The organism is Methylosinus sp., from assembly GCF_036560965.1.
Lineage (GTDB): Bacteria > Pseudomonadota > Alphaproteobacteria > Rhizobiales > Beijerinckiaceae > Methylosinus.
Genome location: NZ_DATBQF010000029.1, coordinates 1 through 21,974 on the forward strand (window position 1 = coordinate 1; position 21,974 = coordinate 21,974).

Annotated in this window: 16 protein-coding genes and 3 pseudogenes; 10 read left to right on the forward strand and 9 right to left on the reverse strand. The window is 64.1% G+C overall.

All coding sequences use genetic code 11. The features are described 5' to 3' along the window. The 4 genes and pseudogenes from VIF40_RS09550 to VIF40_RS09565 form a co-directional block, all read left to right on the forward strand. Positions 1–226, forward strand: a 226-nt coding sequence (locus VIF40_RS09550) for a nitroreductase family protein (protein ID WP_331937295.1), incomplete at its 5' end; no start/stop codon positions are given. Between the two features lie 9 nt (positions 227–235). Further along, entirely contained in the window at positions 236–910 is a 675-nt protein-coding gene (locus VIF40_RS09555) for an HAD family hydrolase (RefSeq protein WP_331937296.1), read from the forward strand. Positions 911–1,022: 112 nt separating this feature from the next. After that, the gene (ppsA, locus tag VIF40_RS09560) at positions 1,023–3,404 is read left to right on the forward strand and encodes a phosphoenolpyruvate synthase (RefSeq protein ID WP_331937297.1); all 2,382 of its coding nucleotides are present in this window, start codon (positions 1,023–1,025) and stop codon (positions 3,402–3,404) included. 134 nt (positions 3,405–3,538) lie between these two features. Next, positions 3,539–3,946: pseudogene (locus VIF40_RS09565) on the forward strand (IS6 family transposase); the annotation flags it as partial. Between the two features lie 55 nt (positions 3,947–4,001). Here VIF40_RS09565 and VIF40_RS09570 read toward each other — a convergent pair. Then, positions 4,002–4,673, reverse strand: a pseudogene (locus tag VIF40_RS09570) (IS6 family transposase). A gap of 80 nt (positions 4,674–4,753) precedes the next feature. On the opposite strand from VIF40_RS09570, the gene VIF40_RS09575 reads away from it, so the two are divergent. Beyond that, the gene (locus tag VIF40_RS09575; protein WP_414684777.1) at positions 4,754–4,957 is read left to right on the forward strand and encodes a DNA-binding protein; all 204 of its coding nucleotides are present in this window, start codon (positions 4,754–4,756) and stop codon (positions 4,955–4,957) included. Between the two features lie 140 nt (positions 4,958–5,097). Here VIF40_RS09575 and VIF40_RS09580 read toward each other — a convergent pair whose 3' ends face one another. Continuing rightward, on the reverse strand, positions 5,098–6,297 hold the full coding sequence (locus VIF40_RS09580) for a glycosyltransferase family 2 protein (protein ID WP_331937298.1): 1,200 nt from the start codon (positions 6,295–6,297) through the stop codon (positions 5,098–5,100). A 27-nt stretch (positions 6,298–6,324) separates the two neighbouring features. Beyond that, positions 6,325–7,161, reverse strand: coding sequence for a class I SAM-dependent methyltransferase (locus VIF40_RS09585; RefSeq protein ID WP_331937299.1), 837 nt, complete (start codon positions 7,159–7,161; stop codon positions 6,325–6,327). Between the two features lie 456 nt (positions 7,162–7,617). Between VIF40_RS09585 and VIF40_RS09590 the strand changes: the two genes are divergently transcribed. Then, positions 7,618–9,000, forward strand: a complete 1,383-nt coding sequence (locus VIF40_RS09590; RefSeq protein ID WP_331937300.1) for a glycosyltransferase family 1 protein — start codon at positions 7,618–7,620, stop codon at positions 8,998–9,000. Between the two features lie 62 nt (positions 9,001–9,062). Here VIF40_RS09590 and VIF40_RS21430 read toward each other — a convergent pair whose 3' ends face one another. Both VIF40_RS21430 and VIF40_RS09595 read right to left on the reverse strand, forming a co-directional pair. Next, positions 9,063–9,326, reverse strand: coding sequence for a transposase (locus tag VIF40_RS21430; protein WP_414684778.1), 264 nt, complete (start codon positions 9,324–9,326; stop codon positions 9,063–9,065). Next, the gene (locus VIF40_RS09595; protein ID WP_331937301.1) at positions 9,211–9,903 is read right to left on the reverse strand and encodes a hypothetical protein; all 693 of its coding nucleotides are present in this window, start codon (positions 9,901–9,903) and stop codon (positions 9,211–9,213) included. Before VIF40_RS09595 ends, VIF40_RS21430 begins: the two co-directional genes overlap by 116 nt. Between VIF40_RS09595 and VIF40_RS09600 the strand changes: the two genes are divergently transcribed. After that, a complete protein-coding gene (locus VIF40_RS09600; RefSeq protein WP_331937302.1) occupies positions 9,892–10,167 on the forward strand; it encodes a hypothetical protein in 276 nt (91 codons plus the stop codon). The two genes, VIF40_RS09595 and VIF40_RS09600, sit on opposite strands and share 12 nt — an antisense overlap. A 36-nt stretch (positions 10,168–10,203) precedes the next feature. On the opposite strand, the pseudogene VIF40_RS09605 reads toward VIF40_RS09600, so the two are convergent. Together VIF40_RS09605 and VIF40_RS09610 are read right to left on the reverse strand one after the other, a co-directional pair. Next, positions 10,204–10,412 (reverse strand): annotated as a pseudogene (locus VIF40_RS09605) (IS3 family transposase); the annotation flags it as partial. A 27-nt stretch (positions 10,413–10,439) separates the two neighbouring features. Further along, positions 10,440–11,465: an ABC transporter substrate-binding protein gene (locus VIF40_RS09610; protein WP_331937303.1), complete on the reverse strand. Its 1,026-nt coding sequence runs from the start codon at positions 11,463–11,465 to the stop codon at positions 10,440–10,442. Between the two features lie 63 nt (positions 11,466–11,528). Between VIF40_RS09610 and VIF40_RS09615 the strand changes: the two genes are divergently transcribed. The 3 genes from VIF40_RS09615 to VIF40_RS09625 are packed head-to-tail and all read left to right on the forward strand — an operon-like array spanning position 11,529 to position 15,459. Further along, positions 11,529–13,976, forward strand: coding sequence for a DUF3604 domain-containing protein (locus VIF40_RS09615; RefSeq protein ID WP_331937304.1), 2,448 nt, complete (start codon positions 11,529–11,531; stop codon positions 13,974–13,976). Beyond that, positions 13,973–14,716, forward strand: coding sequence for an ABC transporter permease (locus VIF40_RS09620; protein WP_331937305.1), 744 nt, complete (start codon positions 13,973–13,975; stop codon positions 14,714–14,716). Before VIF40_RS09615 ends, VIF40_RS09620 begins: the two co-directional genes overlap by 4 nt. Beyond that, complete coding sequence (locus VIF40_RS09625) at positions 14,716–15,459, forward strand: ABC transporter ATP-binding protein (RefSeq protein ID WP_331937306.1); 744 nt, start codon at positions 14,716–14,718, stop codon at positions 15,457–15,459. The genes VIF40_RS09620 and VIF40_RS09625 overlap by 1 nt, the downstream gene beginning before the upstream one ends. A 223-nt stretch (positions 15,460–15,682) precedes the next feature. On the opposite strand, the gene VIF40_RS09630 is transcribed toward VIF40_RS09625, so the two are convergent. Further along, positions 15,683–18,856: an efflux RND transporter permease subunit gene (locus VIF40_RS09630; RefSeq protein ID WP_331937307.1), complete on the reverse strand. Its 3,174-nt coding sequence runs from the start codon at positions 18,854–18,856 to the stop codon at positions 15,683–15,685. Then, positions 18,853–21,969 (reverse strand): efflux RND transporter permease subunit, encoded by a 3,117-nt coding sequence (locus tag VIF40_RS09635; RefSeq protein ID WP_331937308.1) that lies wholly within the window; start codon positions 21,967–21,969, stop codon positions 18,853–18,855. Before VIF40_RS09635 ends, VIF40_RS09630 begins: the two co-directional genes overlap by 4 nt. Positions 21,970–21,974 lie beyond the last annotated feature (5 nt).

Consider the following 21,974-nt stretch of genomic DNA (forward strand, 5'->3'; position numbering starts at 1 on the left):
CCATGCGCGAATGGCGCTCGTGCCGGTCGCTCAGCGTGAGAGCTTCGCCTCGGTCGCGGCGGGGGCGATCTCGCAGAATGTGTATTTGTTCGCGGCGAGCGCGGGCCTCGCCACTGTGATCAGAGCCTGGATCGATCGCGACGCGATCGCGCAGGCGCTGGGGCTCGGTCACGACCATCAGGTGCTTTTATCCCAGACGATCGGCTATCCGAAGATGACGGAGTGAACTCCCCCGATGCGCATCGACCCGGTCTTCCTATTCGACCTCGACGGCACGCTGGTCGACAGCGTCTATCAGCACGTCCTCGCCTGGAAAAAGGCGCTCGACGCGGAGCGCATCCATTTGTCGGTCTGGCGCATTCATCGCAAGGTCGGCATGAGCGGCGGCCTATTCGTCAATCAGCTGCTGCGCGAGACCGGCATGGAAATCGACGCCGAGCGCGTGCGCCGTTTGAGCGCCGCCCACGCCGCCGCTTATCTCGAGATCGCCGACGGGGTGCGCCCGCTCCCGGGCGCGCGGGAGCTCCTCGCATGGCTCACCGACGCCGGCGTCCCCTGGGCGATCGCGACGAGCGGTCGCATGGAGACGGCGCGTGTCAATCTCGCCGCGCTCGGCGTCGATCCCACCCGCACGCCGGTCGTCACCCGCGACCAGGTCGCCCACGCCAAGCCCGACCCAGATCTTTTTCTCGCCGCCGCCCGACGGCTGAACGCGCCCATCACGACGGCGTTCGTCGTCGGCGACAGCATATGGGACATGCTCGCCGCAACCCGATGCCGTGCGCTGGGGGTCGGCCTTCTGAGCGGGGGCTACGGATCCGACGAGCTGCGGCAATCGGGCGCATTTCGCGTCTATGACGACCCCGCCGATCTCCTGTTCCATATCGACGAGATCGGTGGAAGGAAGTGACATTCGGTCGCTCTGCTCGCGCTCGCTAGAATAGGTCATATATAAATGTCGCGGACGTCGTGGTCCGACGACATGAAGAGCGGACTTCGGGATTCGAAGCGAGGGGAGTCGCATGATCGACACGGCGCGGCAAATCGTCTGGTTCGAGGAAGTGACGCGCGACGATGTTCCGAGCGTCGGCGGAAAGAACGCCTCGCTCGGAGAGATGATTTCCCGACTCACCGAAAAAGGCGTCAGAACGCCCTCTGGATTTGCGACGACGGCGCAAGCCTATTGGCGCTTCATCGACAGCAATGGCGCGCGGAATGTCATCGCCGCGGCGCTCGACGACCTCGAATCCGGCCGCATCGTGCTCGCCGACGCCGGTCGAACAATTCGCAGCGCCGTTCTCCGCGGCGAATGGTCCAGCGAAATGGCGAGCGCCATCGTCGCGGCCTATCGCGAGCTGGGCCGGCGCGTCGGCAGAAGCGAGCCCGATGTCGCGGTGAGGTCGAGCGCCACCGCCGAAGACCTGCCGAATGCGAGCTTCGCGGGACAGCAGGAGACCTATCTGAACATTCGCGGCGAGCGGGCGTTGCTCGACGCCTGTCGGCGCTGCTACGCATCGCTCTTCACGGATCGCGCGATAAGCTATCGCAAGGCTCAGGGTTTCGACCATATGAAAGTCGCGCTGTCGGTCGGCGTGCAGCTCATGGTCCGGTCCGACACAGGCGGCGCGGGCGTGATGTTCTCGCTGGACACGGAGACGGGCTTCGACAAGGTCGCGCTCATCAACGCCTCCTGGGGGCTCGGCGAGAATGTCGTGCAGGGCGCGGTGGACCCGGACGAATATGTCGTGTTCAAGCCGCTCCTCTCCAATGTGGCGCTGTCGCCGATCATCGAGAAGAAACGCGGCGGCAAGCTGGTGAAGATGATCTATGCGCAGGGCGGCGAGCAGCCGACGCGCAATGTCCCGACGTCCAAGGCCGAGCGCGCCTCCTTCGTGCTCGCCGACGAGGACATTCTGACTCTGTCTCGCTGGGCCTGTCTGATCGAGGACCATTATGGCCGGCCGATGGACATGGAATGGGCCAAGGATGGCGAGACCGGCGGGCTCTTCATCGTCCAGGCGCGTCCGGAGACGGTTCAATCGCGACACGAGGCGAGCGCGCTGAAGTCTTATCGCATAGGCAAGAAAGGCCGCAGGATCTGCACGGGATTGGCGATCGGCGACGCGGTGGCGACCGGCAAGGTCTGCGTCATAGAGGATGTTCGCGACATTGGTCGTTTCGTCGACGGCGCCATATTGGTCACACGCACGACCGATCCGGATTGGGCGCCCATCATGAAGCAGGCCGCGGCCATCGTGACCGAGCATGGCGGGCGCACCTCGCATGCGGCGATCGTCAGCCGCGAGCTCGGATTGCCGGCGATCGTCGGCGCGCCGGATGCGACGCGACTGCTCCACGACGACCAGATCGTCACCTTGTCCTGCGCCGAAGGCGACACGGGATTCGTCTATGATGGCGTCGCCGAGATCGAGATCGAGGAGTTCGATCTCGCCGCCGTTCCCACGACGCGCGTCGACGTCATGCTCAATCTCGCCGATCCCGCCGCGGCCTTTCGCTGGTGGCGTCTTCCTTCCGACGGAGTGGGCCTCGCGCGGATGGAGTTCGTCATCAACAATCACATCAAGATCCATCCGATGGCGCTGGTCCACTATGATTCGTTGAAGGATGAAGCAGCCAAAAAGATCATCGCCGAGGCGACCGTCGGTTACGAGAACAAGAACGACTATTTCGTCGAAGGGCTCTCGCGGGCGCTCGGCCGCATCGCCGCCTCCGTTCATCCGCGGCCGGTCATCGTGCGCATGAGCGATTTCAAGACCAATGAATATGCCGCTCTGATCGGCGGCGCCCAATTCGAGCCCAGGGAAGAAAATCCGATGATCGGCTTCCGCGGCGCGTCGCGCTATTATTCGCCGCGCTATCGAGAAGGCTTCGCGCTCGAATGCCGCGCCATACGCCGTCTTCGCGACGAAATGGGATTCACCAATGTCATCGTGATGATCCCCTTCTGCCGGGCGGTCAAAGAGGCGGATCGCGTGCTCGAGGTCATGGCGGCCAATGGGTTGAAACGCGGCGAGAACGGGCTTCAAGTCTATGTCATGTGCGAGATTCCCTCCAACGTCATTCTCGCCCGCGCCTTCGCGCAGCGCTTCGATGGTTTCTCGATCGGCAGCAATGATCTCACGCAGCTCACTCTCGGCGTCGACCGAGACTCCGCGGAGCTCTCCGATCTGTTCGACGAGAGGGACGAGGCGGTGAAATGGATGATCCGCACCGTCATCGACGCCGCGCGCGATGTGGGAGCCAAGGTCGGGCTGTGCGGGCAAGCGCCGAGCGACCATCCCGACTTCGCCGAATTCCTGGTCGAATGCGGGATCGATTCCGTGTCGGTGACGCCCGACAGCTTCGTCGTCGTGAAGCAGCATGTGGCGGCTGCCGAGAGTTGATCGAGCGCGACCCGCTCAAAAATCGGTTCTGTCGCGAATTTTTTATCGCGGGTCGGTTGGGGCTATGTTCGCCGGGCGTGGGGCAGGCGGAATAGCGCGATGATTGATTTCACGGGCAACCATTTTGAACGCACGTGATCCTGTGGGGCGTCCGCTGGTATGTGGCGTATCCGATGAGCTATCGTCAGCTCGAGGAAATGATGGAAGAGCGAGGCGTCGAAGTCGACCATTCCACGCTCAACCGCTGGGTCGTCAAGTATGCGCCTTTGCTGGAGAAACAGTTCCGTGCTCGCAAACGCGCGATCGGATCCAGCGGGCGTCTCGATGAGACCTATGTGAAAGTCAAAGGCTGCTGGAAATATCTGTATCGGGCGGTCGACAAGGCAGGCGCGACGGTGGATTTCCTGCTGACCACCCAGAGGGACTGCAAAGCCGCGTTACGGCTTTTGCGCAAGGCGATCGGCCAGCATGGCGAGCCGGAGAAGATCACGATCGACAAGAGCGGCGCCAACACGGCCGCGATCGAACGCTACAATGCGGAGGGCTTTGTCGCAATTTTTTTTTGTAGACGCGATGAGCGTGTGAGAACGACGCGGGTCACGCGGCGAGGGCGTAGAACTTCTGTGCTGGACGCAATTCGTCTGTCGTTCGTAGCTGCCCCTTTCGGATCATATGCATGAGCTCGATCCCCGAGAGCGTCGCAGCAGCCGATCGAAATGATTTGGAACCCAACATCGGCCGCGTCACTCGCTTCACCGCTCGATGGTCCTGTTCGACAATATTGTTCAGATATTTGATGCGGCGGATTTCGATGTCCGCTTCATGCTCCGCATTGTAGCGTTCGATCGCCGCCGTGTTGGCGCCGCTCTTGTCGATCGTGATCTACTCCGGCTCGCCATGCTGGCTGATCGCCTTGCGCAAAAAGCGTAACGCGGCTTTGCAGTCCCTCTTGGCCGTCAGCAGGAAATCCACCGTCGCGCCTGCCTTGTCGACCGCCCGATACAGATATTTCCAGCAGCCTTTGACTTTCACATAGGTCTCATCGAGACGCCAGCTGGATCCGACCGCGAGCTTGCGAACACGGAACTGTTTCTCCAGCAAAGGCGCATACTTGACGACCCAGCGGTTGAGCGTCGAATGGTCGACTTCGACACCTCGCTCATCCATCATTTCCTCGAGCTGACGATAGCTCATCGGATACGCCACATACCAGCGGACGCCCCATAGGATCACGTCGCGTTCAAAATGGCTGCCCTTGAAATCAATCATCGCGCTATCCCGCCTGCTCAGCTGCCTGCGATCATAGTCCCAACCGACCCGCGAGAAAAATTCGCGACAGAGCCCTTTGCATGCTCTCGTCTACAATCGCCGAAAAGGCCGGCGTCACCCGCCTGGCCCCTTATAAAGCCCTAAGCGAAACCGGGGACCCTCAACTCTCGACGTTGCTCGGCGTCGTCAATGCGCTAGGGCTAAAGCCGTGGAGCCTCTGGCTCACACTAGACAACGCGGCGCTCATGTCGAGAGCCTTGAAATCGTATTCTGGGACACGTTGAACCAGCGTACGGGGTCGTCCTGCGTCGCGATGCCATTCGCCAGCGCCGCGCCCGCTTCCTCGCGGTGATGTCTTGCGAACCCTTCGCAGCCGTGGTTCCCTTACGCCTCCCAAATGCTAACGCGATCGAATCATCGCTCATTAGCCATTGCGCGGTTCCGTCGCGAGCGTCAGCGACTCGTCATGCAAGGTGAGCTCGGGCGGATAAAACGGATCGTCCACCAACGATTGCCCCCAGCGCGTCATGAACAACGCGCGGTCGAGCACTTCCTGCTTACGCAACGGCCGCGCTTGGCGCGTCGAGCCTTCCTTGTGAAGGAGCGCCGGCGTCGCTGCGGAAACGACGGCGTAGCCCGCCGCACCGGCACGCAAGCAATAATCGACGTCGTTGAACTCCACCACGAATTTTTCATCGAATAGGCCAAGACTGTCGAAGACCCCACGGCGCGTGAGCAGGCAGGCGCCGGTGACAGCCGAGACGCGCCGCGTCGTCGCGAGCATTGCGTAGGGACCGGGGTCGTCGGCCTCCCGCCCCGCCCCCGCATGTGCAACGAGGCCACGAATGCCGAGCGCAATGCCTGCGTGTTGCACGGTCCGATTTTCATGGAGAAGCTTTACACCGACGACGCCGACGCGCGGATCGACGGCAAGCGCGACAAGCGGCGAGAGCCAATCGGGATCACTCGTCTCGACATCATTGTTGAGCAGCGCAATAACTTCGCCAGTCGAGGCGCGCACGCCTTCATTCACGAGGCGCGCGAAATTGAAAGCCTCGTCGCGGCGCAGGATCGCGACATCGGGGCGCCCGCGCAGACGGTCGAACAGATCGAATGTCTCGGGCTCGACGGAGCCATTGTCGACGATCACAAGCTCTTTGTTCGGCCAGCTCGCGCGCTCGAACAGCGTCTCCACCGCGCGCGCGAGGAGATCGACGTGGTCGCGCGTCGGAATCACGATGCTGACGAGCGGGCGTGCGGAAAAAGTCGCGACGCCTTGCGCCGCGAAGGGAGCGATGCGCGTCGGCTCTGGCGCCGGCAGGGCCGGCTGCGGCTTGCGGCGGAAATTGTCGAGAAAACGCCCCAGTTTGCGCCCCCAGTAATAGCGCCGGCCGCAGGGCGTGATGCGCACGGAAATGCGCGCATCCGGATCGCCGCAGTCGATCTGCGCCGTAAGCGACGGGTCCATCATCACTTCGTTGAAATGCGTGACGGGTTTCTGAAGACGAAAGGGGAAGGTGATGACGTATTCGCCAGCGGCGTTGAGAAAACGAAAGAACGCCACAATGGGCCGTTCGGGTGCGTAGCGGATCATTTTGATTTGGCAGAGTATTTCTTTGGCCATTCAGGTCGCCGTTTCAATCTGGTTTCCTTATAAGCTGCCCAGCAGCACTTCCACGATTCTTTGCATGATCGTGCGCTTACGCGGCGGACAGCGCTTCGCGGCGGCGTCAAAGAGGCTGAAATCCGTCGAGACCGTTTCGGACCGGCGTGCAGTGGTGACGACCTGATAGAGGTCGGCGTGCGGGCCCATGGTGAACGCCCGACGCACCGCCCTGGGCAGCTTGTTCCAGTGCGCATGAAACTCCGTTACCTCAGGGCGACGCAGCACGAAGCGCGCGTCCGTGATCGTGAGACCGGCCTTCCTGTGCAGTGCCTCGATGTTCTTGAGGGCGAAGAAGCGGATATGGGTTTTGTCGAGCAGGCCGTCTTCGCGATAGTCGAAATCGTCATCGTAAAGCAAGCCGAGGATCGCACCATTGCCGATATAGGGCAGCGAGACAATGATCTTGCCTTCATCATTCAAGAGCTTTATCATTTCAGCGATTGCGGCCCACGGATCATAAAGATGCTCGAGCACGTCGGCGGAAACAATCGCATCGAATCTGCCTTCGGCGCTAAGCGCCTGTGTCCAGCCGGGCGCATTGAGGTCGAGCGAATAGACGCGATCCGTATATTTTTTTAGCTTCTCGACGGAGGCTGGATTGATCTCGACGGCCACGACGTCGTTGCGCTTGTCCTTTGCGAGAAACTGCGTCTGCATGCCGGCGCCCGCGCCGAGCTCCAATATCTTCTTACTCGCACCCGCGAACTCGATCACGTAAGCGAGCGCATTGTCGCCTTCGAGATCAATCTGATATTCGTAGTCATGCAGGATCCCGAGATCGGGCGCCGCACTCTTTTGATCTTCCATCACTGTAGCTTTCATAGAATAAGTCGGGAGGATAGCCCGCCCGCGCCAGCCGCCGCAACCCTCGGTCTCGGGACATTCCGCAGACTGCCGCGACCGCGCCGAAGGCGTCGCCCGCCTGCTGCTCGATATGACGAGCACGGTACGCTCCGGCAAGGCGACCGGCATCCGACACGACCGGCGTCCGGCTCTTGTGACGGTCGACAACAACGCCTATAATCTGAAAATAAAAGGATATCCATCGCCTCGGATCACCTCGGCCAAAGGCACTTCGAAGACGCTGAAGCGCGCGATGGCGCGAAGCGGTTCGATAGGCGGAATATTTTTTTTGAAATCGATTTCAGGTTGGGGCGTCGTCGATCGTCTTTAGAAAAGGGGACGATTTGATGACCGTTCACCGGAAAATCGCGCGATGAATTGCGGGGTATAAGTGTAATGACGTTAGGACGAGTGTCGACATATTTAGCAAGTGAAATGTATAATGAGCTGAACGAACGCCGGCGTGACGACGTCGACGAGGCAACGAGGCGCTTATACATTCATACCAAGGAATTTTATTGGACCGTCACGCGGTTGGTCGGGCTCGGCCATCTGCACGACGGTTCTCGTTCTCGTCCGCAGGCCGCAGTCGAGCGCTTCACGCTGCCGGAGGATGCGGCGCTGCTCCCGCTCCAGCATCCGCGCCTGCTGATCGATGTAACGCCGACCCAGCGCTTTGGTCACAAGACGGGGATACAGCGGGTAGTCCAGGAGATTGCCAAACACGCGGTCTCGAACGGGGCAGGGCTTCCCGTTTTCATCGTGAATGGCCGCCTCGTTTCGTTTTTCCGACATGCCGGCTTGCCGGACGAGGTGGAGATTGTCGCCGGCGACAAATTTCTGATGCTCGATTCGAGCTGGCTGATCGTCGAGGAGACGATGGCGATCATGAAAACTGTTACCGAGCGTGGCGGCGAGAACGTCGTCGGCCTGCACGATCTCATTCCCCTCGACTACCCGACAGCCTTCGCTCCGGAGACCGTCGCCACATTCAAACGCTGGTTCGAGACGATCGCGCTCGCGAGCGACGCCGTCGTCTGCGTCTCCCGGAGCACGGCCGACTCCTTCGTCGATTATGTTCGGAGGAGGGGCTATTCACCCAAATTCGGTCAGCGGATCGGCTGGTGGCCCCTCGGCGCGGATTTTTGCGCAGCCGCCGCCGTCGCCCCCCCATCTCCGCAGGCGGCGGCGATCGTCGCCACTATGCGGCCTTTTTTCCTCAGTGTGGGCACGATCGAGCCCCGTAAGGGCTATTCGGTCGCGCTTTCGGCTTTCGAACACCTGTGGCGTACGGGCGCCGACATTCGCTATGTGATCGTGGGCGGCTCGGGCTGGCAGTCGCGTGCGTTGGAGAGCCGAATCCGACTGCACCCAGAGTTCGGACGCAGGCTCTTCTGGCTCGAAGCCGCCAGCGACGCTGATCTGCGGCTTCTCTATGCGCGTGCGCATAGTCTGATCGCCGCGTCGTTTGCCGAGGGATTCGGATTGCCGCTGGTTGAGGCCGCCTATCATGGGCTTCCCGTGATCGCGAGCGATATTCCGGTTTTCCGGGAGATCACGGGTAGCCAAGCTCGCTTCTTCGACCTTCTCGACGAAAAAGGATTGGCAGAAGCGATTCGATCCGCGCTCGCCAGCAAGAGAACTTTCGCGCAGGCGCGTATCTGGACTTGGAAAGAGTCGACGCAGCGTCTGGCTGAGTTGGTAAGTGACGGTGCCTATCAGATGCGCTTGCCAGACAAAAGGTCGGGACGAGGTCGTGCCCCCTGTGGTGGTGTAGCAGTTCGGGAGCAAGCCGCTCGCGAAGCGCGCTTTTCATAGCGCCGTAGCGAGCGAGCGGCTTGCGGCGGCCACCGGCTATTCTCCGGTTAGGGGGGGCATCCTCACTCTGTGTGGGTCTTCCTCAATTTGAGTTGGATATGAGTTGTCCTCAGGGGAACCATTCGGGCCCGGAGCAGGTCCACACCTGCGCGGCCGTACATGGCTCGCTTCAGGGTTTTCAGCCGGTTGATCTGGCCCTCGGTCTGTCCATTACTCCAGCGCTCGGTGACAGCATTCTGGACCGCGGTGAGATCCTGCTGCGCCTTGATGGCGAACTGGCGCAGGCAGTGGATGCCCCGAGTCGCGAGCGTCATCCAGCCACGCATCGAGCTTTTCCGTGTCCCGCCCGCGCAAAATACCGCGGAACCGCATGGCGAGTTGGCGCATCGTCGCGAAGTCCGGAGAGGTTGCCTTCAGCAAGTCGACTTTCTCTGCCTGTGGCGCCGTCAGCAATCCCCGGGGTTTGATACACAGTGCAGCCGCGACCACGCAGGAAATGGTTTGCGGCAACACAGATACCGACGGCAACGGAGCCGCCGCCATCGCCGCGAAGTGCGCCTGGCGCCATGTTCTAAGCAGCCGCTGCAAGTGCGTCAGGCTTCCGGTGTAGCCGAGCGGTCTGATTTCCGCGAGTAGCTGTCGCCCGAATGTGCATCCTTCCGCCCAATGTTGGGCCAGATATTTTCGAAAGTGATTCGGTGTCGTCGGCTTGGGCGCCATGATTCCGCGCTCGGGCAGAATATCCAGCCGAGTCCATTTCGCAACCGTGCGCCAGTTGAGCCCGGTCTCCCGCACGATCTCGCTCAGGCCCTTACCCGTGGCCTGCAAAATTTTGAGCTGATCGAACCGGCTCCGCCGCGCGGCACGGCGGCCCGCATTAGCGAGACGCCGATGTTCTGTCACCTCCGGTTGCCCATACCGATGGATGAGGCCCGGCTGCGGCTGTTGGGGTTCCGGCACCATCTCCGCTGGCGCGAACGGCTCTTGCTGAAGCGGAGCGCGGCTGAGCTGTTGCTGAATCGACTGGCGCAAGTTCTGGATCAGATGAAACCTGTCGGCGACCTGGCCCGCCTGCGGCGCGCCGCGCGTCGCCCCCTCGGCGTAGAGGCCGCATCGGTCGCGGCTGATGATCTCGACCTCTGGACGACAGGCGAGCCATGCAGCTGAACCGCGCCGGGATCGCCGGAGGCCATTTGGTCTGAGTCACGCCGCGATGGCGGGCTCCTCGAGTTGCGCATAATAGCGCGCCTCGGCTTCGGCAGGCGGGATGTTGCCGATCGGCTCCAATACCTGCGGTTATCGAACAAGCCGACCCATTCGAGCGTGGCGAACTCGACGGCCTCGAAGTTCCGCCACGGCCCGCGCCGGCGGATGACCTCGGCCTTGTAGCGTCCCTTGACCGTCTCGACGAGGTCGGTTCGACGGGGAATCGCGTCGCCTCACTTTCCGGAGGTTTTCTCGCTTTTGGTTTTCTCGAAGAAGCTCAGATCGAAGAGGCCGTCGACGCTGGGAGCCTTGTCGGCCACTCCGAGCACGACCTGATAGGCGAGCAAGGCCCTGGTCGATTGCGTGATGGCCTTCGGATCGACGACGAAATGAGCGGCCGGCGACGACAGCGATTTGCGGATCGTCGCGCCGTCCACGATGCCCTTGGACAGCGCCGCTTCGACATGCGGCGCGGCCCGGTCGGGATTTTTCTGCAGCTCGTCGACAGCGCGCACGAGGCCGTCGACCAGCGCCTGCACCTGTTGCGGGTGCTTTTCGAGAAAATCCTTCGAGACGGCCGCCACGGTGCCCGGCTGGCCGGGGAACAGCTCGGAGCCGCCGGCGAGCAGCGCGATCTCGGGATTGGCTTGTCTAACGATCGTCAAAGTCGGCTCGCGCACCGTCGCCGCCTCCACGGCGTTGGCGAGAAGCGCCTGCTGCGTCGCGTCTATGCCGATGGAGATGATCTCGACATCGGCGGGATCGGCATGGATCACCTCGCGCAGCCAATATTGGAGATTGGCGGCCGGCACCGAGCCCGGCGGCTGGGTGGCGATCTTGGCCGGCTTGCCATTGGCGGCGTGGAAGGCCTTGAAAGCCGCCGCCGGCGTGACGCCCTTCTTGAAAAAGGCCCTGAGCTTGGCGCCGCCCGCGAGCACATTCTCGTCCACCGCGAGCGCGGCCACGACGCGGAGATCAATGCCCTTCGCCCGCCCCACAGCCGCGGGCGCGACGCCAGCCACATAGATGTCGACGCCGCCGCTCGCCGCCGCCTGCACGATATTGGGTCCGCTCTCGAACAGTTTCGTCTGCAGCTCGAGCCCGCCCTCGCGGAGCCAGCCTTCCTTTTCGGCGACGAACAGCGGCGCCGCGCCGATGACGGGGATGACGCCCACCCGCGCCGTCACCGTCTCGGCCGGAGCGCCGGTTGCATTGAAGGCGACAGCCACGGCCATCGCAACGAGTTTCTTCGAAACCATTGTCATCCTCCGCCCGATTTGATCGCGAAGCCGCGAGTTTGCGCGATATGGATGATTTAGTCTATGGTATCAATCGACAATGGGGGTGACGAATTGGCGGACGAAGAGGATCGCGGTCGGACGCCGCAGGGAAACTCGGGCCCCTCGGCGCTTGTCGCGCCGACGGGGCTCGCGGACAAGATGCGGGAGACGCCCTTCGCCGGGCGACTGACCTGCAGCGTCGATCGGGCGGAGGTCGGCTCCTGGCGGGAGATAGTGCTCGATTACGAAGTGGGCGCGAGCGGCGTGGCCGATGGCGCGACCTTCAAAGCAACGTTCAAATTCTATTCCGACTGGGCGTTGTTCCAGACTGCCGATCCCAAGGGCGCCGATTATGTCAGCGTGGAATATCAGGCCGCCCCGCTCCTCGCCGGACAATCATCGGCGAGCGTGCAGCATCTTGCCGTCCGATTCGACCAGAAGGGCCATGAGCGGCCCTATCAAAAAGCCGTGATCGTCGATGTGATCGACGGCTATCTCAATATGGGCGACCATATCGTCATACGCCTCGGCGACCGCCGGGCGGGCGGGCCCGGGACGCGCGTCCAGACCTTCGTCGACGACGATTTCCGTTTCCGCGCCTATGTCGATCCGCTCGGCACCTCGCGCTTCGTCGCCGTGCCGGGCGACGTGTCGCTGCGCATCGTCGCCGGCGGGCCGGCGCGGCTGTCGCTCGTCGGCCCGCGTTTCGCGCGGCCGGGCGCTCCGGCGCCGTTCCGTCTCTCCGCGCTCGATCGCTGGGGAAATATCGTCCGCGATTGTCCCGGCCGCGCCCGGCTCTCGCTTTTTTCGGGTGACGAGCGGATCGCTTCCTACGAGATCGCCTTTCCCGAGACGGGCTGGGCGAGCGTCGCGATCGCGGACATCCCCACCGATCGCGGCGATCTGCGTCTCGTCGCCGAGCTCGGCGCCCGAGGCGTTCCCGCCGCGGAGGCTTTTCTCTCCGTCTTCGCCGAGGCGCCGGCTCCGCGCGCCTTCTATGCCGATCTGCACGTCCATGCGCATGACACGGTCGGCACGAACAGTCCCGCCTACAACGCCGTTTTCGCGCGCGACATCGGCGGCGTCGACGTGTTCGGCTATACGGCCAATGATTTTCAGATCACCGACGCGAATTGGCGCGACGGCGTCGCGGCGGTGAATGCGCTGAACGCGCCGGGACGCTTCGTGACCTATCCGGTGCAGGAATGGTGCGGCAGCTCGACCGCCGGCGGCGATCACAAGGTGATCTTCCTCGGCGAGGAGACGCCCGCCTTTCCCTATGATGCGCAGGGGCGGCACAATCGCACCTTGTCCTGGAACGAGGACATGAAATCGCCCGCGGTCGAGCTCGGCCGCTGGCCGGTGAGCGAGCTGTGGGACGCCTATGGCCATTCCCCGCAGACTCATCTCGTCGTGCCGCATGTCGGCGGCCGCCGCTATATCGCCGATTGGCATCATCCGCAGCTCGAGCGCCTCGTCGAGATCGCCTCGGCCTGGGGTCATTTCCCCTGGCTCTACGAGGATGTGATCGCGCGCGGCTACAAGCTTGGCGTCTGCGCGAACAGCGACGAGCATCGCGGGCGGCCGGGCGGCGGCGCGCCGGGCGTGCAGGTGTTCGGTGTGCGCGGTGGCCTCACCGGCGTCTTTGCGGAGAGCCTCGACCGCGCGGCGATCGGCGCCGCCCTGCGCGCGCGCCACACTTTCGCGACCACCGGCGAGCGCGCCGCGCTGATCGTGCGATGCGGCGCGCATCTTCAGGGTGACGCTTTCGAGCAGGCGGGGCCGGCCGAGATCGACTATCGATTCCTCGGCGACGTCGGCTTCGACGAAATCGCCGCCTTCGATCACGAGGGATTGCTGTGGCGGCGCAATCTCCGAGCGGAGCAGGGCTTTTCGACGACTCGCCTGCGTCTGCGCTGGGGCGGCGCGCGCATAAAAGACCGCTATCGCTGGGCGAGCTGGAATGGCCGGCTGCGTGTGCAGGGCGCGGTGGTGCGCAGCTTCGCCGGGGTCGGCTTCGAGCATGATGAAGAGAACGTCTGGCGCGCCGGGCCGACCGAGATCGGCTTTCGCTCCGAGACCTATGGCGACTCCGACGCGCTGGAGCTCGACATCGACGACCTTGCCGCCGCGCGCTTTAGCGTCGAAGGGACGATCGGCGGCTTCGTGAAGGTCGGCGATCCGCGCTTTCCCGCGCCCTTCGTCCATGCGCCCGAGTTTCGATGGGAGGTGACCGGCCGCGAGCTGATCGAGGCCGGCGAGCTCCGCCTCGAGCTCGGCGGCGTCGATTTGTTCCTCGCTTTCGAGCGTCTCGCCGACGCGCCGTTGCCGCGCGACATCGCCGGCCGCTTCATGCTGGAGCCGCGCAACGGCCCGTTCGGCTTCCGGCCCGTCTATCTGTTCGGCCGCCAGCGCGACGACGCAAAAATCTGGTCGTCGGCGCAGTTCATCACCTTTCTCGACGCGCCGGGCGCGAGAGACGCGTCATGAAGCGTCACTTGTCCGCCTTCGTCGGCCTGGCTCTGTTCCTCGGCGCCTGGGAGCTGGTCCCGGCCTTCACGCCGGGAGCGCGCGCGCTGCTTCCCGTGCCGAGCCAATTGCCCGGCGCGTTCTGGCGGGAATTGCAGAACGGCGTCTGGCTCGCCTGCGTCGGCGCGAGCCTGTCGCATTATCTCATCGGCCTTTTCACCGGCGTGACGCTCGGCGTGGCCGCGGGCGTCGCGACCGGCGCGCATCCCCCGCTCGAATGGGCGAGCGCCTGGATCGTGCGCATCATTCGCCCCATTCCCGGTCTCGCCTGGATCCCCTTCGCCATTCTCTGGTTCGGCGTCGAGGAGAAGGCGGCAGTGTTCATCATCGCGATCGGCGTGTTCTGGATCGTCTATTTCGCGGCGCATGGCGCCATTCGCAATGTGGATCGCGATCTCGTCGAAGTCGCCGCCGCCTTCGGTTTCAAGAGCGCCTGGGAGAAGCTGGTGAAGGTTCAGTTTCCGGCGAGCCTGCCGGGCATTCTCGTCGGCGTGCGCACCTCCCTCGGCCAAGCGTGGATGGCCGTGGTCGCAGCCGAGCTATTCGGCGTCGCCGGCCTCGGACAGCGCATGAACCAGGCGTCGAGCCTGCTCGCGACCGATATCGTCGTCGTCTATATGCTGACCATGGCGGCGCTCTACGGCCTCGTCGACATGGCCTTCATGCTCGCGCAATCGAGGCTGCTGACATGGAAGGCGTGATGGCGCGCCCGCTCATCGAGATCGAGGGACTGGCGCTCGGCTATGAGCAGGACGGCGCGCATGTCGCCGTGCTGGAGCGGCTCGATCTCTCCATCGCGCGCGGGGAATTCGTTGCGATCCTCGGTTCCTCGGGCGTCGGCAAATCGACCTTGCTGCGCGTGCTGATCGGCCTCGCGGCGCCCACCGCGGGCGCCCTTCGCTTCGACCAGGGGTCCGAGTGCACGATGGCCCTCGTGTTCCAGGACGCGCGTCTGCTTCCCTGGCGGCGCATCGAGGCCAATGTCGCGCTCGGCCTCGAGAAGACCAAGCTCTCCAAGGACGAGCGCCGCGCCCGCGCGCAGGAGGCGCTGCGCGGCGTCGGACTCGAGGGCTTCGGGCAGCGCTTTCCGCATCAGCTCTCCGGCGGGCAGAGGCAGCGCGTCGCGCTCGCTCGCGCGCTCGCTGTGCGTCCCGCCGTGCTGCTGATGGACGAGCCCTTTTCCGCACTCGACGCCCCGACGCGACAGCGCCTGCAGGATGATCTCCTCGATCTCCGGCGTGAATCGGGTAAGACGATCCTGTTCGTGACTCATGACATAGACGAAGCCGTCTATTTGGCCGACCGTGTCGTCGCATTGGGCGGAAATCCGGGCGAAGTCCGCGCATCCGTCGCGATCGACGTCGCGCATCCGAGACGGCGCGTGGACCCGCGCCTGCAGGCTCTCGCGGCGCTCGTCGAAGCCAAATTGCGGACCGCCAGCTGATCGCTGTCATGTTGCAGACTTCGACATAGAGGAGGCTCGGCTCCAAAGCCCCTCGTCCGGTTCGGGGCGCGTAGGAAGGCGCGGACGGGCTTGCGTTCGCCGCGACTCCCTCCCGACCTTTCGCGCAAGCGTGACGGATTCGCGCTCGGCCGACGAAGAGAATGGGCATGTGTGCAGGCTCCGAAGACGCGATCGGCGGCGCCGAAGGCATCGACGGTGTCCGTCAATCGAGCGCTCGTTCTCGAGCCGCGCGACCGGAGCGAGCGATGCGCATTCTCAGTCGATCGACATAGAGAAACACGACCGGAGTCGTGAAGAGCGTCAGGATTTGGCTCACCAGCAGGCCGCCCACTATGGCGATGCCGAGCGGCCGGCGCATCTCGGCGCCTTCCCCGGCGCCGAGCGCGAGCGGCAGCGCGCCGAACAGTGCGGCGAGCGTGGTGATGAGAATGGGACGAAAGCGCGCGACGCAGGCCTCGCGGATCGCTTCCTTTGACGCGAGGCCGCGCCGGCGCTCGGCGTCGAGCGCGAAATCGATGAGGATGATCGCATTCTTCTTGACGATGCCGATGAGCAGCAGCACTCCGATCATGGCGATGATGCTGAGCTCCGTTTCACAGGCGATGAGCGCAAGGAAGGCTCCGACTCCGGCCGAGGGCAGCGTCGAGAGAATGGTGAGGGGATGCAGGAAGCTCTCATAGAGCATTCCGAGCACGATATAGACGGCGGCGAGCGCCGCAGCGATCATCAGCGGCTGATTGGCGAGCGCGTCCTGATAGCCGGCCGCATTGCCGGCGAAGACGCCCTGCAGTGTCGATGGGGCGCCAGTCTTCGCCATCGCATCCTTGATGGCGTCCGCCGCGTCGCGCAGCGACTTGCCTTCGGCGAGATTGAACGAGAGCGTGACCGCGGCGAAATGGCCATGATGATTGACCTGCAGCGGCGTGACGCCGTCGCCGAAACGCGCAAATGACGAGAAGGGCGCCATCGGCGTCGCGGCGGCGCTTATCGCGCTCGCGGGGCTCGCCGCGTCGCGCAGCGAAAACACCCGCGGCGCTCCGCTCGCGCCGCCGCCGATATAGAGACTGTCGAGCGCCCCGAGGGTCTCCCGGAATCGCGGAGCCGCCTCCATCACCACATGGTACTGGTTCAGCGGTTCGTAGATCGTCGACGCCTGCCGTTGTCCGAAAGCGTCATAGAGCGTGTTGTCTATGGCGCTCGCGGTCAGGCCGAGGCGCGAAGCCTTGGCGCGGTCGATCACGACGTCGCCGCGCAATCCCTTGTCCTGCTGGTCCGAGCTGACGTCGAGAAGCGCGCCGCCGCGGCGCAACGCCTCGACGATACGCGGCGCATAGGTGCGCAGCGCCTCCAAATCGTCGCAGAGCAGCGTATATTGGAACATGGCGTTGCTCGTGCGTCCGCCCATGCGGATATCCTGCACCGATTGCAGGAACAGCGCCGCGCCGCTCACGCGGGCGAATTTCGGTCGCAGCCTCGCCATGATCTCATTCGCCGAAGCCTTACGCTCGGCGAGCGGCTTCAGCGTGACGAGCAGATCGGCGACATTGATCGCGCCGCCCGGCCCGAAGCTCCCGCCGATCGTTCCCGTGGCCGCGGCGACGCCGGGGTCGGCCTCCAATATAGCGACGAATTGCTCGAGCTTCTCCTTCATCACGGGGAAGGAGACGCTCTGATCCGCGACGATCGCGCCACGCATGCGGCCGGAGTCCTGGATCGGGAAAAAGCCCTTCGGCACGAGCGCGAACAGATAGAAATTGAGCGCGATCGTCGCGAGCAGCAGGCCGAGCGTCACGCCCGGCCAGCGCAATGCGGCGTCCAGCATGCGCAGATAGGAGACGTGCAAGGCGGAAAAGCACTTCTCGCTCCAGCGCAAGAGGAAAAAGCGCGGCTGCCCGCAATGGCTGCGCAGAAAGCGGGAGCACAGCATCGGCGTCGCGGTGATCGACAGGACGAGAGACACGAGGATCGCCACCGAGAGCGCCATCGCGAATTCCCGCAACATTCGCCCGATGACGCCGCCCATGAATAATATGGGCAGAAATACGGCGACGAGCGAGAAGCTCATGGAGACGACGGTCGGGACGACTTCGCGCGCCCCTTCGAGCGCGGCCCTGCGCGGCGGCTCTCCCGCCTCGACGCGCCGCGCAATGTTCTCCACCACGACGATGGCGTCGTCCACGATGAAGCCGGTCGCTATGGTGAGCGCCATGAGCGAGAGATTGTTCAGACTGTAGTCGAGCAGATACATGGCGCCGACGGCGCCGATCAGCGACACCGGCACGGCGAGGCTCGGCGCAATCGTCGCGCGCGCGTCCTTCAGCGACAGATAGACGATGAACACGACGAGGAGGACGGTAACGAGAAGCGTCGTCTCGATCTCGGCGAGCGAAGAGCGGATCGTCAGCGTGCGATCCTGCACGATTCGCATTTCCGCGTCGCCCGGCAGGGCGGCGGCGAGCGGCGTCATCAACGCTTTGATGCGGTCGACGACCTCGATGAAATTGGCGCCGGGCTGGCGGAAAATCTGCACCTGCACCGCAGTGCGGCCGTTGCTCATTCCGTAATTTCGCGTGTCCTCGACCGAATCGACGATCTCGGCGACGTCGCGCAATCTCACCGGCGCGCCGTTGCGATAGGCGACGATGAGCCCGGCATAGTCGGCCGCCCGGCGCGACTGGTCGTTGGCGTAGAGCGCGAGCCGGCGCTCGCCCTCCTCGATCGCGCCTTTCGGGCCGGTGAAATTAGCCGCTGCGAGCGCCGCGCGCACGTCCTCGAGGGCGACGCCATGCGCGAATAGCGAAGGCGGATCGAGCTCGACGCGCACCGCGGGAAGCGAGCCGCCGCCGACGGTCACCTGTCCGACCCCCTCGAGCTGCGAGAATTTCTGTTGCAATATGTTGGAGGCGATCTCGAACAGCTGTCCGGGCGTGAGATGTTGCGAGAACAACGCGATGATCACGACCGGAACCTCGGCGGGATTGGAGGTGCGGAAGGTCGGATTGTTGCGCAAGGACGCCGGCAAGTCCGCCCGCGCGGCGGCGATGGCCGCCTGAATGTCGCGCTGCGCGCCATCTATATTGCGGTCGAGATCGAATTGCAGCGATATGCGCGTCGAGCCGAGAGAGCTCGACGAGGTCATCTCGGTCACGCCGGCGATCTGTCCGAGCCGCCGCTCGAGCGGCGTCGCCACCGATGCAGCCATCGTCTCGGGGCTCGCTCCCGGCATGCTGGCGGAAACCGAAATGACGGGAAAGTCGATATTGGGAACCGGCGCCTTGGGCAGCAGAAACAGCGCCGAAAGTCCGGCGAGCGCCAGGCCGAGCATCAGCAGGCTCGTCGCCACCGGCCGTTCGATCGCCCTCGCCGTCACGCTCATTGGCGCGCCCTCACGGCCTCGCGCTCTTTGGCGGCGGTTGTCCGAGGACGCAAGGATTTGGCCCAGCCGTCGAAGGCGAGATAGATCACCGGCGTCGTATAGAGGGTGAGAATCTGGCTGAAGATCAATCCGCCGACGATCGCGACGCCGAGCGGCTGGCGCAGTTCCGCGCCTTCGCCCGAGCCGAGCATCAGCGGCAGCGCGCCGAGCAGCGCGGCGAGCGTCGTCATCAATATGGGTCGGAACCGCAATATGCAGGCCTCGAAGATCGCCTCGCGCGGGGAGAGCTCGTCGTCGCGCTCGGCCTGCAAAGCGAAGTCGATCATCATGATCGCATTCTTTTTGACGATGCCGATGAGGAGAATGACGCCGATCACGCCGATGACGCCGAAATCGTCGCCCGCGAGCATCAAGGCGAGCAGCGCGCCTATGCCGGCGGAGGGCAGCGTCGAGAGGATCGTCAGCGGATGAATATAGCTCTCGTAGAGCACGCCGAGCACGATATAGACGGTGACGATCGCCGCCAGGATCAAGAGCAGCGTCGAGACGGAGGAGGCGTTGAAGGCCGCGGTCGCGCCCTGCAGCACGGTGATGACGCTCGCCGGCGTCGCGAGCGCGCTCTGCGCGGCGGCGAGCGCCTCCATCGCCTGGCCGAGCGAATGGCCGGGCGCGAGATTGAAGGAGATCGTCGTCGCCGGAAATTGCGCGAGATGCTCGATGGAAAGCGGCGCGGCGATCTCCTCGACCTTCACGATGGAGGCGAGCGGCGTCTCGCGCCCGCCATTGGCGGGGATGCGCAGGCCGGCGAGCGTCTCGAGGCCGGACTGGCCGCGGGTCGCACTCTCGAGAATGACGCGATATTGACTGGTCTGCGTGAACAGCGTCGAGACGATCCGCTGACCGAAGGCGTCATAGAGAATATTGTCGATCGTCGCGACGGAAATGCCGTAGCGGGCGGCCGCGTCGCGATCGATCGTGACATAGAGCGCCCGTCCGCCGTCCTGCGCGCTGCTCGACACGTCGCGAAATCCCGGCAGGCCGGACAATTTGTCGACGAGACGGCGAGAATAGTCGGAGAGCTGGACCGGATTGGCGTCCTGCAGGGCGAAATGATATTCGCCGCGCGCGACTCCCGCGTCGATGGAGAGGTCCTGCGCCGGCTGTAGGAACAGCGAGCCGATCGCGTGATCGCGCGTCGCGTCCTGCAAGCGCCGCGTGATGTCGGAGATGGCGCCGGCGCGCTCCGGTTTCGGCTTCAGCTTGATGAGCAGCCTTCCGCTGTTGAGCGTGCGGTTGACGCCGTCGACGCCGAGATAGGAGGAGACGCTCGCGACCGCCGGATCGGCGAGCAGCATCGCGACCAGATCGAGCTGCTTGCGCGTCATCGCCTCATAATTCAACGATTGCTCGCCCTCGAAGAAGCCCTGCACGAGTCCCGTGTCCTGCACGGGGAAGAAGCCCTTGCCGATGCCGCCGTAGAGAGCGCCGGTCAGCGCCAAAGTCGCTGCGAAGATCGCGAGCGTCGCGCGCGAATGGGCGAGAACGAAGCGCAGCGAGACGCCATAGGCGTCGATGACGCGGCCGAACCAGTCGTGCGGGCCCTTCGCCTCATGCGTATGGGCGTCCTGCGCGCGCAAGAGCTTGGCGCAGAGCATGGGCGCCAGCGTCAGCGACACGACGGCCGAGATCACGATCGTCACGGCGAGCGTCACCGCGAATTCGCGGAACAGACGACCGACCACGTCGCTCATGAACAGGAGCGGAATGAGAACTGCAATCAGGGATATCGTCAGCGATACGATGGTGAAGCCGATCTCGCGCGCGCCGACGAGCGCGGCCGCGAGCGGCGTCTCGCCGCGCTCGATATGGCGGGCGATGTTCTCGATCATCACTATGGCGTCGTCGACGACGAATCCGGTCGCGACGGTGAGCGCCATGAGCGTCAGATTGTTGAGGCTGTAGCCGAAGAGATACATCGCCGCCAGCGCGCCGATGAGCGACAGGGGCACGGCGACGCTCGGAATGATCGTCGCGCGCGGGCTGCGCAAAAAGAAGAAGATCACCGCGACCACGAGGCCGATGGAGAACATGAGCTCCACCTCCACATCGTGAATGGAGGCGCGGATCGCGGTCGTGCGGTCGGTGAGGATCGCGACGTCCACAGCGGCGGGCAGGGAGGCGGCGAGCGCCGGCAGCAGCGCCTTGATCTGATCGACGACGGCGATGACATTGGCGCCCGGCTGGCGCTGCACATTGACGATGATGGCGGGCTCGAGGTCGGTCCAGGCGCCGAGCTCGCGATTTTCCGACCCCTCGGTCACCTCGGCGACGTCGAAGAGCCGCACCGGGCCGCCGTTGCGATAGGCGACGACGAGCCCTTCATAGTCCTTGGCGCTGCGTAGCTGGTCGTTGGCGTCGACGGCGAATTGCTGCCTGCGCCCGTCGATATTGCCTTTTGGCAGATTGACGTTCGCGTTGGAGATGACGGCGCGTAGATCCTCGAGCGACAGCGCATGGGCGGCGAGCTTCGCCGGATTGGCGCGCACCACCACGGCCGGCCGATTGCCCCCCGCGACGCTGACGAGCCCGACGCCGGAGAGCTGCGAAATTTTCTGCGCGATGCGGCTGTCGGCCAGATCCTGGACCTGGGTCAGCGGCAGCGTCTTCGAGCGCAGCGCGAGCGTGAGCACCGGCGCGTCGGCCGGATTGATCTTGGCGTAGATCGGCGGCGCGGGAAGGTCGGTCGGCAGAAAGCTCGACGCCGCGTTGATCGCGGCCTGCACCTGCTGCTCGGCGAAGTCGAGCGAGAGCTTCAGGCTGAATTGCAGCGTGATGATCGAAGCGCCGCCGGAACTCGTCGAGGCGATCTGGGTCAGGCCCGGCATCTGGCCGAGCTGGCGCTCGAGCGGCGCGGTGACCGTCGCCGCCATCACTTCGGGGCTCGCGCCCGGATAGAAGGTGCGCACCTCTATCGTCGGATAGTCGATCTGCGGCAGCGCCGACACCGGCAGCAGGCGGAAACTTATGGCGCCGGCGAGAAAGATTGCCGCCATCAGCAAAGTGGTGGCGACCGGGCGCTCGATGAAAGGTCGCGAAATGTCGAGGGCGCTCATGGCTT

What these genes read in the sequence shown, in the direction of transcription:
- ppsA (WP_331937297.1), top strand. Translation starts at nt 1,023, where the DNA reads ATGATCGACACGGCGCGGCAAATCGTCTGGTTCGAGGAAGTGACGCGC.
- VIF40_RS09590 (WP_331937300.1), top strand. Translation starts at nt 7,618, where the DNA reads ATGTATAATGAGCTGAACGAACGCCGGCGTGACGACGTCGACGAGGCA.
- VIF40_RS09585 (WP_331937299.1), bottom strand. Translation starts at nt 7,161, where the DNA reads ATGAAAGCTACAGTGATGGAAGATCAAAAGAGTGCGGCGCCCGATCTC.
- VIF40_RS09580 (WP_331937298.1), bottom strand. Translation starts at nt 6,297, where the DNA reads ATGGCCAAAGAAATACTCTGCCAAATCAAAATGATCCGCTACGCACCC.
- VIF40_RS09615 (WP_331937304.1), top strand. Translation starts at nt 11,529, where the DNA reads ATGGTATCAATCGACAATGGGGGTGACGAATTGGCGGACGAAGAGGAT.
- VIF40_RS09600 (WP_331937302.1), top strand. Translation starts at nt 9,892, where the DNA reads ATGTTCTGTCACCTCCGGTTGCCCATACCGATGGATGAGGCCCGGCTG.
- VIF40_RS21430 (WP_414684778.1), bottom strand. Translation starts at nt 9,326, where the DNA reads ATGCGTGGCTGGATGACGCTCGCGACTCGGGGCATCCACTGCCTGCGC.
- VIF40_RS09610 (WP_331937303.1), bottom strand. Translation starts at nt 11,465, where the DNA reads ATGGTTTCGAAGAAACTCGTTGCGATGGCCGTGGCTGTCGCCTTCAAT.
- VIF40_RS09620 (WP_331937305.1), top strand. Translation starts at nt 13,973, where the DNA reads ATGAAGCGTCACTTGTCCGCCTTCGTCGGCCTGGCTCTGTTCCTCGGC.
- VIF40_RS09625 (WP_331937306.1), top strand. Translation starts at nt 14,716, where the DNA reads ATGGCGCGCCCGCTCATCGAGATCGAGGGACTGGCGCTCGGCTATGAG.
- VIF40_RS09575 (WP_414684777.1), top strand. Translation starts at nt 4,754, where the DNA reads ATGCTCTCGTCTACAATCGCCGAAAAGGCCGGCGTCACCCGCCTGGCC.
- VIF40_RS09555 (WP_331937296.1), top strand. Translation starts at nt 236, where the DNA reads ATGCGCATCGACCCGGTCTTCCTATTCGACCTCGACGGCACGCTGGTC.
- VIF40_RS09630 (WP_331937307.1), bottom strand. Translation starts at nt 18,856, where the DNA reads ATGAGCGTGACGGCGAGGGCGATCGAACGGCCGGTGGCGACGAGCCTG.
- VIF40_RS09635 (WP_331937308.1), bottom strand. Translation starts at nt 21,969, where the DNA reads ATGAGCGCCCTCGACATTTCGCGACCTTTCATCGAGCGCCCGGTCGCC.